The sequence below is a fragment of the Bacillus sp. FSL K6-3458 genome, assembly GCF_038005045.1.
GTDB lineage: Bacteria > Bacillota > Bacilli > Bacillales > Bacillaceae > Bacillus > Bacillus altitudinis.
This window is the reverse complement of sequence record NZ_JBBOSI010000001.1, coordinates 1,205,134-1,220,285: the sequence shown is the minus strand read 5'-3', so window position 1 is coordinate 1,220,285 and position 15,152 is coordinate 1,205,134. Positions and strand designations below refer to the sequence as shown.

8 protein-coding genes, 21 tRNA genes, 3 rRNA genes and 1 riboswitch are annotated in these 15,152 nt (G+C 45.1%); of the genes, 7 read left to right on the top strand and 25 right to left on the bottom strand.

The window, feature by feature from the left end; translation table 11 throughout:
• Window positions 1-284 precede the first annotated feature (284 nt).
• The 3 genes from MHH23_RS06390 (at window position 285) to MHH23_RS06380 (ending at window position 2,639) form a co-directional block, all read left to right on the top strand.
• On the top strand, window positions 285-1,223 hold the full coding sequence (locus MHH23_RS06390) for a 1,4-dihydroxy-2-naphthoate polyprenyltransferase (RefSeq protein ID WP_017358382.1): 939 nt from the start codon (window positions 285-287) through the stop codon (window positions 1,221-1,223).
• A 117-nt stretch (window positions 1,224-1,340) separates the two neighbouring features.
• Window positions 1,341-2,075 (top strand): TraR/DksA C4-type zinc finger protein, encoded by a 735-nt coding sequence (locus MHH23_RS06385; RefSeq protein WP_060832581.1) that lies wholly within the window; start codon window positions 1,341-1,343, stop codon window positions 2,073-2,075.
• A gap of 87 nt (window positions 2,076-2,162) precedes the next feature.
• On the top strand, window positions 2,163-2,639 hold the full coding sequence (locus MHH23_RS06380) for a TspO/MBR family protein (RefSeq protein ID WP_041506519.1): 477 nt from the start codon (window positions 2,163-2,165) through the stop codon (window positions 2,637-2,639).
• Window positions 2,640-2,714: 75 nt separating this feature from the next.
• Here the strand turns inward: MHH23_RS06380 and MHH23_RS06375 are convergent.
• The 24 genes from MHH23_RS06375 to MHH23_RS06260 form a co-directional block, all read right to left on the bottom strand.
• A tRNA-Glu gene (locus tag MHH23_RS06375) sits at window positions 2,715-2,786 on the bottom strand.
• A gap of 7 nt (window positions 2,787-2,793) precedes the next feature.
• A tRNA-Ser gene (locus MHH23_RS06370) sits at window positions 2,794-2,884 on the bottom strand.
• 3 nt (window positions 2,885-2,887) lie between these two features.
• Window positions 2,888-2,962, bottom strand: a tRNA-Asn gene (locus tag MHH23_RS06365).
• A gap of 6 nt (window positions 2,963-2,968) precedes the next feature.
• Window positions 2,969-3,045: transfer RNA gene (locus tag MHH23_RS06360), tRNA-Ile, on the bottom strand.
• 16 nt (window positions 3,046-3,061) lie between these two features.
• A tRNA-Gly gene (locus tag MHH23_RS06355) sits at window positions 3,062-3,135 on the bottom strand.
• A gap of 11 nt (window positions 3,136-3,146) precedes the next feature.
• Window positions 3,147-3,222: transfer RNA gene (locus MHH23_RS06350), tRNA-His, on the bottom strand.
• A gap of 24 nt (window positions 3,223-3,246) precedes the next feature.
• Window positions 3,247-3,319 (bottom strand) — tRNA-Phe (locus MHH23_RS06345).
• A 17-nt stretch (window positions 3,320-3,336) separates the two neighbouring features.
• Window positions 3,337-3,413: transfer RNA gene (locus MHH23_RS06340), tRNA-Asp, on the bottom strand.
• Between the two features lie 15 nt (window positions 3,414-3,428).
• Window positions 3,429-3,505: transfer RNA gene (locus MHH23_RS06335), tRNA-Met, on the bottom strand.
• A gap of 22 nt (window positions 3,506-3,527) precedes the next feature.
• Window positions 3,528-3,620, bottom strand: a tRNA-Ser gene (locus tag MHH23_RS06330).
• A 7-nt stretch (window positions 3,621-3,627) separates the two neighbouring features.
• Window positions 3,628-3,704 (bottom strand) — tRNA-Ile (locus tag MHH23_RS06325).
• Between the two features lie 4 nt (window positions 3,705-3,708).
• Window positions 3,709-3,782, bottom strand: a tRNA-Met gene (locus tag MHH23_RS06320).
• A 26-nt stretch (window positions 3,783-3,808) separates the two neighbouring features.
• A tRNA-Ala gene (locus tag MHH23_RS06315) sits at window positions 3,809-3,881 on the bottom strand.
• 8 nt (window positions 3,882-3,889) lie between these two features.
• Window positions 3,890-3,966 (bottom strand) — tRNA-Pro (locus MHH23_RS06310).
• Between the two features lie 7 nt (window positions 3,967-3,973).
• Window positions 3,974-4,050 (bottom strand) — tRNA-Arg (locus tag MHH23_RS06305).
• An 11-nt stretch (window positions 4,051-4,061) separates the two neighbouring features.
• Window positions 4,062-4,147, bottom strand: a tRNA-Leu gene (locus MHH23_RS06300).
• A gap of 12 nt (window positions 4,148-4,159) precedes the next feature.
• Window positions 4,160-4,231, bottom strand: a tRNA-Gly gene (locus MHH23_RS06295).
• A 30-nt stretch (window positions 4,232-4,261) separates the two neighbouring features.
• Window positions 4,262-4,344, bottom strand: a tRNA-Leu gene (locus tag MHH23_RS06290).
• A gap of 7 nt (window positions 4,345-4,351) precedes the next feature.
• Window positions 4,352-4,427: transfer RNA gene (locus MHH23_RS06285), tRNA-Lys, on the bottom strand.
• A gap of 37 nt (window positions 4,428-4,464) precedes the next feature.
• A tRNA-Thr gene (locus MHH23_RS06280) sits at window positions 4,465-4,540 on the bottom strand.
• A gap of 33 nt (window positions 4,541-4,573) precedes the next feature.
• A tRNA-Val gene (locus MHH23_RS06275) sits at window positions 4,574-4,649 on the bottom strand.
• Window positions 4,650-5,207: 558 nt separating this feature from the next.
• Window positions 5,208-5,323, bottom strand: a 5S ribosomal RNA gene (gene rrf, locus MHH23_RS06270).
• A 61-nt stretch (window positions 5,324-5,384) separates the two neighbouring features.
• Window positions 5,385-8,315: ribosomal RNA gene (locus tag MHH23_RS06265) — 23S ribosomal RNA — on the bottom strand.
• Between the two features lie 183 nt (window positions 8,316-8,498).
• Window positions 8,499-10,047 (bottom strand): 16S ribosomal RNA (locus MHH23_RS06260).
• The 16S, 23S and 5S rRNA genes sit together here, the layout of an rRNA operon.
• A gap of 392 nt (window positions 10,048-10,439) precedes the next feature.
• Window positions 10,440-10,542, top strand: a riboswitch (TPP riboswitch).
• A gap of 96 nt (window positions 10,543-10,638) precedes the next feature.
• Here MHH23_RS06260 and thiT point away from each other — a divergent pair.
• Entirely contained in the window at window positions 10,639-11,214 is a 576-nt protein-coding gene (thiT, locus tag MHH23_RS06255; RefSeq protein WP_007500615.1) for an energy-coupled thiamine transporter ThiT, read from the top strand.
• A gap of 240 nt (window positions 11,215-11,454) precedes the next feature.
• On the opposite strand, the gene MHH23_RS06250 is transcribed toward thiT, so the two are convergent.
• Window positions 11,455-12,009, bottom strand: coding sequence for a GNAT family N-acetyltransferase (locus MHH23_RS06250; RefSeq protein ID WP_268431503.1), 555 nt, complete (start codon window positions 12,007-12,009; stop codon window positions 11,455-11,457).
• A 149-nt stretch (window positions 12,010-12,158) separates the two neighbouring features.
• Here MHH23_RS06250 and MHH23_RS06245 point away from each other — a divergent pair, with 149 nt between their 5' ends.
• From MHH23_RS06245 to ftsW, 3 genes are read left to right on the top strand one after another with little or no spacing between them, the layout of a single operon-like run.
• Window positions 12,159-12,818: a DUF1232 domain-containing protein gene (locus tag MHH23_RS06245; protein ID WP_135009776.1), complete on the top strand. Its 660-nt coding sequence runs from the start codon at window positions 12,159-12,161 to the stop codon at window positions 12,816-12,818.
• A gap of 14 nt (window positions 12,819-12,832) precedes the next feature.
• A complete protein-coding gene (gene rodA / locus MHH23_RS06240; RefSeq protein ID WP_268431506.1) occupies window positions 12,833-13,987 on the top strand; it encodes a rod shape-determining protein RodA in 1,155 nt (384 codons plus the stop codon).
• Window positions 13,988-13,992: 5 nt separating this feature from the next.
• Window positions 13,993-15,126 (top strand): putative lipid II flippase FtsW, encoded by a 1,134-nt coding sequence (ftsW, locus tag MHH23_RS06235; RefSeq protein ID WP_411801876.1) that lies wholly within the window; start codon window positions 13,993-13,995, stop codon window positions 15,124-15,126.
• The last annotated feature ends 26 nt before the right edge of the window (window positions 15,127-15,152 follow it).

The following is a 15,152-nucleotide window of genomic DNA, read 5'->3' as shown; positions in this document are numbered from 1 at the left end:
ATTATAAACCTTAACAGATGAACTTAGTAAAGAAAACAGCTTTTAAAACCTCGAATCCTTATTATATCACGCTTTCAAGATTTTTTCGCTCCCGCATATTGAAATGAGAACATCCCTTAAAAAATGGTAAGACCTGTTCGAAGATCAAGCTTTCTCTCTAGATGGGAACGATTAGCAAACATCTTTTTCTTGTTTCATCGCATCAATATATTGACACCTTTTTGAACTTTGCTAAACTGGAATTTGGACGTGTACGTATTTTTTTATTTAAAGGAGTATATTTTATGCAGCATCAATCGATATCAGATCAGCTTTCACCAATTAAGCCTGATAAGAACTGGCGGATTTGGTGGAATTTACTACGACCGCATACATTAACAGCGGCATTTATTCCCGTTACTTTAGGAACTGTCCTAGCACTTCCGAGTGGTCAAATACATGTTGGGCTATTTTTAGCTATGCTATTTGCATCGATGTTTATCCAAATTGCAACGAACATGTTTAATGAGTACTTTGATTATGTTCGCGGATTGGACAATGAGAAATCTGTCGGTATCGGCGGAGCGATCGTGAGAAACGGTGTAAAACCAAAAACAGTTTTAGGCCTCGCTTATGCCTTATTCGCGCTTTCTTTATTACTTGGGATCTATATTTGCATGATGTCTAGCTGGTGGATTGCACTCATAGGACTAATTTGTATGGCAGCAGGCTATTTTTATACCGGTGGCCCTGTACCAATTGCTTATACACCATTTGGAGAACTTGTATCAGGTGCTTTTATGGGACTAGGCATCATTTTAATTAGTTTCTATATCCAAACAGGAACATTGACATCAAAAGCTGTGCTCATTTCATTACCTATCTCTATTTTAGTTGGTGCCATCTTACTGTCGAACAATATCCGTGATTTAGACGGTGATAAAGAGAATGGACGAAAGACACTTGCTATCCTAGCTGGACGTAAAGCGGCAGTAAACATCCTACTTTCCATGTTTGTGATCTCATATGTACTCATTTTTGTTTATATCTTTATGGATATCGTGGGTCTTTGGAGTCTTCTTGTCTTACTCAGTGTGCCAAAAGCTTATACAGCCATTAAAGAATTTAAGCAAAAAGAAAAACCAATTGAATTAATGAATGCCATGAAGTCGACAGCACAAACAAATACGTTTTTTGGTTTCCTGTTAACGATCGCATTGATCTTACAATATTATCTCGCATAACACGAAACGCCTGCAGCCGCAGGCGTTTTTTATTGAAGAATTGCTTCAAATTGGCACAAGTCTTACATAAAAATTTGCTCATACTAACAATATGTTTGATATGAAAGGGTGATCGCTTTGTTGTCTAAAAACGAATTACATCAGTTGAAGCAGCGACTTCTCGATGAAAAACAAGAAATTGAAGCCAAAAGCCATGATGATGAACAGAAAGTATCATTTCCTTATGATTCAGTGGGCGAACTGTCAGCCTATGATAACCACCCTGGCGACCAAGGGACAGAACTATTCGAACGCGGAAAAGACATTGCCTTAAACAGTTTGGAACATGAGCATCTTTCCGATATCAATGAAGCACTCCAAGCAATGGCAGACGGCTCTTATGGTTTGTGTAAAGTGTGTAAAGCCCCTATTCCTAAAGAACGCTTAGAAGCCCTTCCCACCGCCGTCACATGCACAGAGCATTCAAAAGAACAGACCGTTTCACAAAACCGTCCCATTGAAGAGGACTTATTAAGTCCGCCCTCAGGGCAATTTGAAAATGAAGAAAGTGCTGCATATGACGGAGAAGATGCCTACCAAGACGTAGAACGCTATGGGAACTCTGATACCCCATCCGATATGGAATTTCCTCCATTGACATACGATGATGTGTATACACAATCAGAAGATGAAGATTATGTGGAAGACTATGAAGGGTTTGCAGCTGCTGATATTGAAGGAAAAGCAAGCAAGGTCTATCCAAATAAAGCACACGAAGCTTATGAAGAAGCATTAGATGAAGAAGGCGTCATGACAGTGTTTGGTGACTTGAAGCCTTACGAAGAAGATCCTTATACTAAAAAAAATCATTAGTCCCCACATATTGGGGGCTTGATGTTTATATCATGTAATAATTGGGAAATAAGTTGAAGAGTGAATTGATTGGGAGGAGATTTCTGGATGGCTAAAAAAAGTATCATTTGGGCGGTTATCGTCTTCTTTATTACATACGCATTATTTTCTATTGCAGGGTTCCTGTTCCCTATCGACAGAGAATGGTATGACGCACTAAATAAACCTGAATGGACACCTAGTGGTGGTGTCATCGGTGCGGTCTGGGCTGTCTTATTCGCCCTCATTTCGTTATCTGCCGCCATCATTTATGCAAAGTATGGTTTTCAAAAAATCACATTACCATTTTGGATTCTGTTTCTTTTAAATTATGTATTCAATCAAGCCTTTAGCTTTTTTCAATTTACACAAAAAGATCTATTTGCAGCTACGATCGACTGCCTGCTTGTAGCACTGACAGCACTCGCACTTGTCATCGTCTCGCGTAAACTAAGCAAAGTTGTCCCAATTTTATTAATTCCTTATGTTTTATGGGGATTCTTTGCGACATACTTGTCTTATACGATCTATTCCATGAATATGTAAAAAAGACCGCTGTGATGGCGGTCTTTCGTTTTGTGGAAAATAAAAAAGAGGTCTTTATTAGACCTCTTTAAAAAATGACCCGTACGGGATTCGAACCCGTGTTACCGCCGTGAAAGGGCGGTGTCTTAACCGCTTGACCAACGGGCCAGAAAAATGGCGGAGAAGGAGGGATTTGAACCCTCGCGCCGCTTGCGCGACCTACACCCTTAGCAGGGGCGCCTCTTCAGCCACTTGAGTACTTCTCCATTTGGCTCCGCAGGTAGGATTCGAACCTACGACCGATCGGTTAACAGCCGATAGCTCTACCACTGAGCTACTGCGGAAAGTCATGGTGGGCCTGAGTGGACTCGAACCACCGACCTCACGCTTATCAGGCGTGCGCTCTAACCAGCTGAGCTACAGGCCCATGAACGATATGCAAATGGAGCGGGTGATGGGAATCGAACCCACGACATCAGCTTGGAAGGCTGAGGTTTTACCACTAAACTACACCCGCAAAAATATGTATGGGGCGATTGATGGGAATCGAACCCACGAGTGCCAGAGCCACAATCTGGTGCGTTAACCACTTCGCCACAACCGCCATACTGATATTTATTTGTAAAAGTGGCTCGGGACGGAATCGAACCGCCGACACACGGATTTTCAGTCCGTTGCTCTACCAACTGAGCTACCGAGCCATGTATTCATTTGAAAATGGCGGTCCGGACGGGACTCGAACCCGCGACCTCCTGCGTGACAGGCAGGCATTCTAACCAACTGAACTACCGGACCATTAGAGAAAAAATTTGGTTGCGGGGGCAGGATTTGAACCTGCGACCTTCGGGTTATGAGCCCGACGAGCTACCGAACTGCTCCACCCCGCGATGATATCATTTTTTAAAAATATGGCGGAGGAAGAGGGATTCGAACCCCCGCGGGCTTTGACACCCCTGTCGGTTTTCAAGACCGATCCCTTCAGCCGGACTTGGGTATTCCTCCGTATAGATGGTGGACCTTGTAGGACTCGAACCTACGACCGGACGGTTATGAGCCGTCTGCTCTAACCAACTGAGCTAAAGGTCCTTTATAGCGGCGGAGGGGATCGAACCCCCGACCTCACGGGTATGAACCGTACGCTCTAGCCAGCTGAGCTACACCGCCATGATATAAAATAATCTTTTGAAAAGTGGAGCCTAGCGGGATCGAACCGCTGACCTCCTGCGTGCAAGGCAGGCGCTCTCCCAGCTGAGCTAAGGCCCCATAAAAGATGGTCGGGAAGACAGGATTCGAACCTGCGACCCCTTGGTCCCAAACCAAGTGCTCTACCAAGCTGAGCTACTTCCCGATCTTAATGGCGCGCCCGAGAGGAGTCGAACCCCTAACCTTTTGATCCGTAGTCAAACGCTCTATCCAATTGAGCTACGGGCGCTTATTTTATAATGCCGAGGGCCGGACTTGAACCGGCACGGTAGTCACCTACCGCAGGATTTTAAGTCCTGTGTGTCTGCCAATTCCACCACCCCGGCGTGGATGGTATAAGCGGAAGACGGGATTCGAACCCGCGACCCCCACCTTGGCAAGGTGGTGTTCTACCACTGAACTACTTCCGCATTACAGGATTTCTTTATGTTGTTTGGCAATGCGGGTGAAGGGACTTGAACCCCCACGTCATAAAGACACTAGATCCTAAGTCTAGCGCGTCTGCCAATTCCGCCACACCCGCATGAAAATGGTGAGCCATGAAGGACTCGAACCTTCGACCCTCTGATTAAAAGTCAGATGCTCTACCAACTGAGCTAATGGCTCGCTTTTAAAGCGACTTGTCTATCTTACCATATGAAAGTGGTGCCGGCAAGAGGACTTGAACCCCCAACCTACTGATTACAAGTCAGTTGCTCTACCAGTTGAGCTACACCGGCTTTATCTATCCTAACATTATGTAAGAATAAATATGGTGGAGGATGACGGGCTCGAACCGCCGACCCTCTGCTTGTAAGGCAGATGCTCTCCCAGCTGAGCTAATCCTCCACTATGTAGGAATCTCTCGATCCGACAAAGATTATTATATACAGGTTTCACTCATTTGTAAAGGCTATATTAAAAAAATTTTATTTCATTTTTCATGACGTATTTCTTTTAACAGATGATGTTGATGTTACCAGTCAAAACGGCTTTAATTCAACGATTAACAGCTGTATTTCTCTTCTCTATATTCTCTTTAAAAACGAGTAAATCCTTTAAAAATATCAGCAGCCTTTCAATTTTTATACTTTAATGATATAGATATTTCTTTATTTCAACTGTTAAACGCAATGAATGTTTTGATTTCAATAAAATAGACTTATACAACTCCATTTAAATGAATGAATTTGTATCAGGCATCTATACACCTGCTATTCTTTCTCTCTATTACTTTTCTCCATACTTAAAAGTGAACATGCTTCACAGACTTTCACGTTAATTTAGAGCATCTCCACGCTTATAGTGAATTAAAACAACCTGATTTATACCACATATGTATCAAGGTGATCTTCTTTCAAACAGCACAAAAAAGACCAGTTCCGATTGGAACTGATCCTTTGAAAAGCTTGGCGGCGTCCTACTCTCACAGGGGGAAACCCCCAACTACCATCGGCGCTGAAGAGCTTAACTTCCGTGTTCGGTATGGGAACGGGTGTGACCTCTTCGCTATCGCCACCAAACCTGATGGAGAGAATGTTCTCTCAAAACTAGATAACAATGTTCATTTTTCACATTAGAATATAGGTTAAGTCCTCGATCTATTAGTATCTGTCAGCTCCACGTGTCACCACGCTTCCACCTCAGACCTATCAACCTGATCATCTTTCAGGGATCTTACTTCCTTGCGGAATGGGAAATCTCATCTTGAGGGGGGCTTCATGCTTAGATGCTTTCAGCACTTATCCCGTCCGCACATAGCTACCCAGCGATGCCCTTGGCAGAACAACTGGTACACCAGCGGTGCGTCCATCCCGGTCCTCTCGTACTAAGGACAGCTCCTCTCAAATTTCCTGCGCCCGCGACGGATAGGGACCGAACTGTCTCACGACGTTCTGAACCCAGCTCGCGTACCGCTTTAATGGGCGAACAGCCCAACCCTTGGGACCGACTACAGCCCCAGGATGCGATGAGCCGACATCGAGGTGCCAAACCTCCCCGTCGATGTGGACTCTTGGGGGAGATAAGCCTGTTATCCCCGGGGTAGCTTTTATCCGTTGAGCGATGGCCCTTCCATGCGGAACCACCGGATCACTAAGCCCGACTTTCGTCCCTGCTCGACTTGTAGGTCTCGCAGTCAAGCTCCCTTGTGCCTTTACACTCTGCGAATGATTTCCAACCATTCTGAGGGAACCTTTGGGCGCCTCCGTTACATTTTAGGAGGCGACCGCCCCAGTCAAACTGCCCACCTGACACTGTCTCCCTGCCCGATAAGGGCAGCGGGTTAGAAGGTCAATACAGCCAGGGTAGTATCCCACCGATGCCTCCACCGAAGCTAGCGCTCCGGTTTCCAAGGCTCCTACCTATCCTGTACAAGCTGTACCAACATTCAATATCAGGCTGCAGTAAAGCTCCACGGGGTCTTTCCGTCCTGTCGCGGGTAACCTGCATCTTCACAGGTACTATAATTTCACCGAGTCTCTCGTTGAGACAGTGCCCAGATCGTTGCGCCTTTCGTGCGGGTCGGAACTTACCCGACAAGGAATTTCGCTACCTTAGGACCGTTATAGTTACGGCCGCCGTTTACTGGGGCTTCAATTCGCACCTTCGCTTACGCTAAGCGCTCCTCTTAACCTTCCAGCACCGGGCAGGCGTCAGCCCCTATACTTCGCCTTACGGCTTCGCAGAGACCTGTGTTTTTGCTAAACAGTCGCCTGGGCCTATTCACTGCGGCTTCTCGGGGCTTTAACACCCTAAGAAGCACCCCTTCTCCCGAAGTTACGGGGTCATTTTGCCGAGTTCCTTAACGAGAGTTCTCTCGATCACCTTAGGATTCTCTCCTCGCCTACCTGTGTCGGTTTGCGGTACGGGCACCTCTCACCTCGCTAGAGGCTTTTCTTGGCAGTGTGGAATCAGGAACTTCGCTACTAAATTTCGCTCGCCATCACAGCTCAGCCTTCACGGGAAACGGATTTGCCTATTTCCCAGCCTAACTGCTTGGACGCGGATATCCAATACCGCGCTTACCCTATCCTCCTGCGTCCCCCCATTGCTCAAATGGTGAGGAGGTGGTACAGGAATATCAACCTGTTGTCCATCGCCTACGCCTTTCGGCCTCGGCTTAGGTCCCGACTAACCCTGAGCGGACGAGCCTTCCTCAGGAAACCTTAGGCATTCGGTGGACGGGATTCTCACCCGTCTTTCGCTACTCATACCGGCATTCTCACTTCTAAGCGCTCCACCAGTCCTTCCGGTCTGACTTCACTGCACTTAGAACGCTCTCCTACCACTGTTCGTAAGAACAGTCCGCAGCTTCGGTGATACGTTTAGCCCCGGTACATTTTCGGCGCAGAGTCACTCGACCAGTGAGCTATTACGCACTCTTTAAATGGTGGCTGCTTCTAAGCCAACATCCTGGTTGTCTAAGCAACTCCACATCCTTTTCCACTTAACGTATACTTTGGGACCTTAGCTGGCGGTCTGGGCTGTTTCCCTTTCGACTACGGATCTTATCACTCGCAGTCTGACTCCCAAGGATAAGTCATCGGCATTCGGAGTTTGACTGAATTCGGTAACCCGGTAGGGGCCCCTAGTCCAATCAGTGCTCTACCTCCGAGACTCTTACCTTGAGGCTAGCCCTAAAGCTATTTCGGAGAGAACCAGCTATCTCCAGGTTCGATTGGCATTTCACCCCTACCCACACCTCATCCCCGCACTTTTCAACGTGCGTGGGTTCGGGCCTCCATTCAGTGTTACCTGAACTTCACCCTGGACATGGGTAGATCACCTGGTTTCGGGTCTACGACCACGTACTCATGCGCCCTATTCAGACTCGCTTTCGCTGCGGCTCCGCATCTTCTGCTTAACCTTGCACGGGATCGTAACTCGCCGGTTCATTCTACAAAAGGCACGCCATCACCCGTTAACGGGCTCTGACTACTTGTAGGCACACGGTTTCAGGATCTATTTCACTCCCCTTCCGGGGTGCTTTTCACCTTTCCCTCACGGTACTGGTTCACTATCGGTCACTAGGGAGTATTTAGCCTTGGGAGATGGTCCTCCCGGATTCCGACGGAATTTCACGTGTTCCGCCGTACTCAGGATCCACTCTGGAGAGAACAACATTTCAGTTACAGGGCTGTTACCTTCTTTGGCGGGCCTTTCCAGACCTCTTCGCTTATATCGTTCCTTTGTAACTCCGTATAGAGTGTCCTACAACCCCAAGAGGCAAGCCTCTTGGTTTGGGCTGTTCCCGTTTCGCTCGCCGCTACTCAGGGAATCGCATTTGCTTTCTCTTCCTCCGGGTACTTAGATGTTTCAGTTCCCCGGGTATGCCTTCTCATACTCTATGTATTCAAGTATGGATACTACTCCATTACGAGCAGTGGGTTTCCCCATTCGGAAATCTCCGGATCAAAGCTTGCTTACAGCTCCCCGAAGCATATCGGTGTTCGTCCCGTCCTTCATCGGCTCCTAGTGCCAAGGCATCCACCGTGCGCCCTTTCTAACTTAACCATTTCTTACTTTAGAAAGAATCACTATGTGTGATGAACTTTGCATTGCATTCAATGTGAATGTATTACTTATTGTTATCTAGTTTTCAAAGAACAATCCTGTCTCGCTAGAGACATGTTTTGAAGGAATGATCCTTCAAAACTAAACAAGACGAAAAACGTACGCTGCTCCATATATCCTTAGAAAGGAGGTGATCCAGCCGCACCTTCCGATACGGCTACCTTGTTACGACTTCACCCCAATCATCTGCCCCACCTTCGGCGGCTGGCTCCATAAAGGTTACCTCACCGACTTCGGGTGTTGCAAACTCTCGTGGTGTGACGGGCGGTGTGTACAAGGCCCGGGAACGTATTCACCGCGGCATGCTGATCCGCGATTACTAGCGATTCCAGCTTCACGCAGTCGAGTTGCAGACTGCGATCCGAACTGAGAACAGATTTGTGGGATTGGCTAAACCTTGCGGTCTCGCAGCCCTTTGTTCTGTCCATTGTAGCACGTGTGTAGCCCAGGTCATAAGGGGCATGATGATTTGACGTCATCCCCACCTTCCTCCGGTTTGTCACCGGCAGTCACCTTAGAGTGCCCAACTGAATGCTGGCAACTAAGATCAAGGGTTGCGCTCGTTGCGGGACTTAACCCAACATCTCACGACACGAGCTGACGACAACCATGCACCACCTGTCACTCTGTCCCCGAAGGGAAAGCCCTATCTCTAGGGTTGTCAGAGGATGTCAAGACCTGGTAAGGTTCTTCGCGTTGCTTCGAATTAAACCACATGCTCCACCGCTTGTGCGGGCCCCCGTCAATTCCTTTGAGTTTCAGTCTTGCGACCGTACTCCCCAGGCGGAGTGCTTAATGCGTTAGCTGCAGCACTAAGGGGCGGAAACCCCCTAACACTTAGCACTCATCGTTTACGGCGTGGACTACCAGGGTATCTAATCCTGTTCGCTCCCCACGCTTTCGCTCCTCAGCGTCAGTTACAGACCAGAGAGTCGCCTTCGCCACTGGTGTTCCTCCACATCTCTACGCATTTCACCGCTACACGTGGAATTCCACTCTCCTCTTCTGCACTCAAGTTTCCCAGTTTCCAATGACCCTCCCCGGTTGAGCCGGGGGCTTTCACATCAGACTTAAGAAACCGCCTGCGAGCCCTTTACGCCCAATAATTCCGGACAACGCTTGCCACCTACGTATTACCGCGGCTGCTGGCACGTAGTTAGCCGTGGCTTTCTGGTTAGGTACCGTCAAGGTGCAAGCAGTTACTCTTGCACTTGTTCTTCCCTAACAACAGAGCTTTACGATCCGAAAACCTTCATCACTCACGCGGCGTTGCTCCGTCAGACTTTCGTCCATTGCGGAAGATTCCCTACTGCTGCCTCCCGTAGGAGTCTGGGCCGTGTCTCAGTCCCAGTGTGGCCGATCACCCTCTCAGGTCGGCTACGCATCGTCGCCTTGGTGAGCCGTTACCTCACCAACTAGCTAATGCGCCGCGGGTCCATCTGTAAGTGACAGCCGAAACCGTCTTTCATCCTTGAACCATGCGGTTCAAGGAACTATCCGGTATTAGCTCCGGTTTCCCGGAGTTATCCCAGTCTTACAGGCAGGTTACCCACGTGTTACTCACCCGTCCGCCGCTAACATCCGGGAGCAAGCTCCCTTCTGTCCGCTCGACTTGCATGTATTAGGCACGCCGCCAGCGTTCGTCCTGAGCCAGGATCAAACTCTCCGAAAAAGTACAAAACCGAAGTTTTGTTTTTCGTCAGCGTTTGACTGACTACCTATGATGTATCATAGGATTTTTTATAAAAACTCGAATTAACAGGTACGTTTTGTCTTGTTTAGTTTTCAAAGATCATCTTCGTTATCGCTCAGAAGCGACTTTATCAATATAACATTCTATCAAGATGAAGTCAACAACTTTTTTCTTGAATGTTATTTCTCAACCGCGCTGTTTCAGCGGCGAATACAAATATAACACCTTTTAAAAGAAGAAACAAGTATTTTTTCTAAATAATTTATTTTTCCTGATCTCTACCTATATATTCGTACAAAAAGGGCTTAACTCCGTAATTCTCTATTGTTGATCCTGTAGGTCTTTAGTATATTTATAATAGATTGAAATTTAATAACCGCAGGGGGAGCCTCGTGCTGAGAGTGAACAATTCGTTGTTCTGACCCTTTGAACCTGTCAGTTAATACTGAAGTAGGAATGTGGAATCACTTGCATACATGCATGTATGCAAGCCGATATGTTTTTCTATGAATCACATACTCATCCTGACATGGTCTCTCCTTGCACAATTCGTGAAAAGGGGATTTTTTTATGCAGCAATCAAATCAATTAGTACGACTGATGGAGATCGCCATCATGACTTCTCTTGCACTTGTTTTAGATTATTTATCAGGTCTCTTTTTAAGAATGCCAAACGGCGGGTCAATTGCACTGATCATGATTCCTGTCATTCTCATGTCCATTAGATGGGGCGTGTCTGCTGGATTTATCATCGGTGTGTTAATCGCAGGGCTGCAGCTGATGAACAATCCTATTATTGCTACACCTGTACAAGGGTTTCTCGATTACTTTGTCGCATCTGTTGTGATTTGTTTAAGCGGGCTATTTTCAGGATCAATTAAAAAAGCCATTCAGGATAAAAAGCGAAAGAAACAATTCTTCTATATTATCCTAGCTGTATTTGTCGCCAGTTTCTTCAGACTGCTGACGTTCTTTATTTCAGGTGTTGTTTTCTTTTCTCATTATGCACCAAAAGGAACACCAGGATGGGTGTATTCATTAGTTTATAACAGCACATATATGATTCCTTCATTTATCATTTGTAGTATTGTTCTTTGTTTACTCATTCCTAGTGCGTCTCGTTTGGTTTTTCCTCGACAAAAATAACCCAGCTGTTTCAGCGGGTTATTTTTTTATGCATAATTTGCTGCTCTATTGAATCTATTAATAGTAGAAGATTTCATGCTGGAGGTACGACAATGAATCCTTACTCCATTATGCTGTGCTGTTACATCCTCAGTCTCGCCTACTTTTTGGCCAGTTTCTATGAGGCATTAAAAATAGCAGGTGTGAAAGGAAAAGTAGAGGCTTCTCCTTTTATATCTTATATTTTACTCGCCACCCTTTTTACTTTTTTCTCTCATTATTACTGGAAGCTGACGATATAATCTGTTGAACATGAGCACTTAGTACAGATAGTTCCCATCCATACCCTATTTCTTCATGGTTCTCACCAGCCAGCTCAAACTGGCTGGTGATGGCAAAACTAGGTTGAAGTTTTTGATAAAATTGCTTCGCTGAATTTTGCTCAAATACCCAGAGCAGCATATTCTGATAGCCTTTCTCTATTAGATAATCCACACCTTTTGCAATCAAAGCCATACCCGCTCCTGATTTCTGTTTTCTCTGCAACAAATAGATGGCATAAAGCTCACCATCATATATTGAATATCTCTCATCACGCTGTTTTCCGAAGGAAGCAAAACCAAATACTCCGTCAGCATCCTCTGCGACAAACGTGCCTTCAAGTGACTTGCTTCTCCAGCTCTCTTCCCGCTCCTCTACATTCAAAGCATCTAAATACTCTTGTGAAATAATGCCATGATAAGTCGTTTGCCAGCTCTTCACATGAATTTCGGCAATTTTAGGAATATCATTATGTACTGCATGTCTAACCTTCATCTGCACACCCCTTTTAGCCATTTCTTACTCTATGTTTCATATGATAAGTTGCTATTTTATAAAATTCAATCCTTAATGGATATTCGTTGACATTTTGTCAACACCCCTATATATTGGGTACGACTTCTTCTATTAAAGAGTTGAACTTTATGAAAAGGGTGAAGAAAGAGATGGAATTTAAAACAACTGAGCTTCGGCAGTTTTTAAAAGAACAACTGCAAATACGTTCTCTTTCATTAAGAGAACTCAGTACACAAACAGAAATTGATAAAGCCACACTGTCTAGAATCATGAACGGAAAAAGAAAACCGACTTTGAACCATTTACAGCGGCTTTCAGATGCTCTACACATTTCTTTAGATCATCTATTGGCCACGGCTGGATTTTCAATTAAAAACGAAAGAGTTCACGGTAATACGTTCATTCAAGCCGTAGAAGAGATTGAGCGAACGCTGAAAGATCATGATGTCTATGACGGGACGTTCAGCGAGAATGAATTGAAACAGAAGTTAAATGAATATGAGACCTATAGTCAATCAGAAGAGGGAAAAGAAACGATCTCAGCAAAGTTTGAAAAAAAGATAGATACGATAAGTGGTGTTGGGCCATTTCTTGATCAATTGAAAAGCATGTACTGCTCGTTCATGAGCGGACGGGGGACTTCTCGAGAATTGATGTTGATGGGAGGCGCATTACTTTACTTCATTATGCCCGTTGATTTAATACCAGATTATATTTTTCCGATCGGCTATATTGATGACGCTGCAGCGGTGCAGGTCGTATTAAACCAGCTGACAAATAGGTCATAGCAGGTGACAGAGACATGAAAAAACAGAACAGCATTGACTTCGCATTATTATTCACTGTCATTTGCTTCTTTGTGATCAGCCTGCTGGCTGTGTATAGCGGATCGGGACAGTATGAAACGCAAGATATGTTTTATTTCGTCAAAAGACAAGTTTTCTGGTATATCGTCGGCTTTGGCCTTATGGCGGCAGTTGCTTACTTTGATTATGAACTGCTTGAGCGGTTATCTTTTCGATTATTTGCAGGTGGTCTCTTCCTCATCATTCTCGTTCATTTTTTTGGCACGAATCAAAATGGCTCTCAAAGGTGGATCAGCTTGGGACCCATGAAAGTGCAACCATCAGAATTTATGAAAATTTTTGTCATTCTTCTGTTAGCGGCTATTTTAAATCGATACAAACATCAGCGCTTTTCGTTTAAAGAAAGCATGATTCCTACAATGAACATCATATGCTGGACCGCTGTTCCTTTTTTCCTGATTTTAATTCAGCCAGATTTGGGGACGGCACTTGTGATCTTGTCTATTGCTTTTACACTGATGCTTGTGTCAGGCATTTCAAGTAAGATGATCGCTGCATTAATCGCTTCTTTTCTCGTGCTTCTTGCATTTTTGACCTACTTGCACAATGAACATTTTGAGCACTTTACAAAAGTGATTAAACCTCATCAGCTTGATCGCATTTATGGGTGGCTCTCCCCAGATGAATTTGATTCGACATATGGGTATCAACTGAAACAAGCAATGCTTGGCATTGGGTCAGGGCAATTATCAGGAAGCGGGTATACAAAAGGAAATCAAGTACAAGGGGGAAATATCCCTGAAGCCCATACAGATTTTATATTTGCAGTCATTGGCGAGGAATTTGGTTTTATCGGCGCCTCCCTATTGATCTGTTTATATCTTATGATGGTCTATCGAATGATTCATGTGGCAATGCATGCGAATACCCTTTATGGGCTTTATATATGTGCTGGAGTGGTTGGGCTGATCGTTTTTCAAGTCTTCCAAAACGTTGGGATGACAGTAGGGCTAATGCCTGTGACTGGTCTTGCCCTTCCTTTTATCAGCTATGGAGGCAGTGCGCTTTTAACCAATATGATTGCCATTGGCCTTGTGTTTAGTGTCAATTTGAGGTCCTCATCCTACATGTTTGGACGTAACTGGGATTGAAGGTGATGTCATTGATTCTTTCTCACCTAAAAAAAATCGACCACATTCTTGCTGGGACGATTGTTTGTCTTTGTTTCTTTGGATTACTAATGGTGTACAGTGCGAGTTATCCTTTAGGCGAAATAAAATATGGAAAGGGTAGCTACTTCTTCATGAAACAGTGGCAATGGCTTTTGATTGGGTTCTTCTTTTTCATCGCTGCGGCCCTGGTTCCATATCAAGCTTACCGTAAATGGATTCGGTGGCTTGTGATGCTGTCATTGTTATGTCTTCTCCTTGTCCTGCTTCCTGGAATCGGTGTTGTCAAAAATAATTCACAACGATGGATTCAATTGGGCTCTCTGATCATCCAGCCGTCTGAGGCTGTGAAATTAGTAATGATCATCTATTTCGCCTATGTATATGCAAGGAAACAAGCGTACATCACATCCTTTAAAAAAGGAGTACTGCCTCCACTTCTTCTTTTAAGTCTAGCTTTTTTATTGATTTTAAAACAGCCAGATTTAGGTACAGCAGTTTCTATTTTATTGAGCTGCGGTATCGTCTTATTATGTGCTGGACTTAAAACACGCCACCTCATTCTACTAGGTTCGACTGCTGCGGCAGGGATCACTTTTTTTGCTGTGACCGCTCCTTATCGTTTGAAACGGATCACTTCTTTTCGTGATCCTTTCATGTATGAAGATGGAGATGGTTATCAGCTGATTCATTCTTATCTCGCCATGGATTCAGGAGGACTGACCGGGAATGGTTTAGGCGGAAGCATTCAAAAACTAGGATTTCTTCCTGAAGCCCATACAGATTTTATTCTGGCCATCATTAGTGAAGAGCTGGGAATCATGGGGCTGTTGTTTGTGATGGGTGCCTACCTACTCATCATGTATCGCGCCGTTCGAATCGTTCAAGGTTTACAAGATCCATTTGGAAAGCTATTAACGATCGGGCTTACTTTTCAAATCATGATTCAAGCAGCCTTTAATCTAGGAGCTGTCTTTGGGCTTCTCCCCATTACAGGCATTCCTCTTCCCTTTATTAGCTACGGCGGATCTTCATTGGTGTTCATGATGATATCTGCAGGCATTCTTGTGAATCTCTCTTCATCTATCAAAAGACACCGGCATGTGCCCCAAGTAAAATAGACACCCTCTATCAGAAGGTGTCTTTT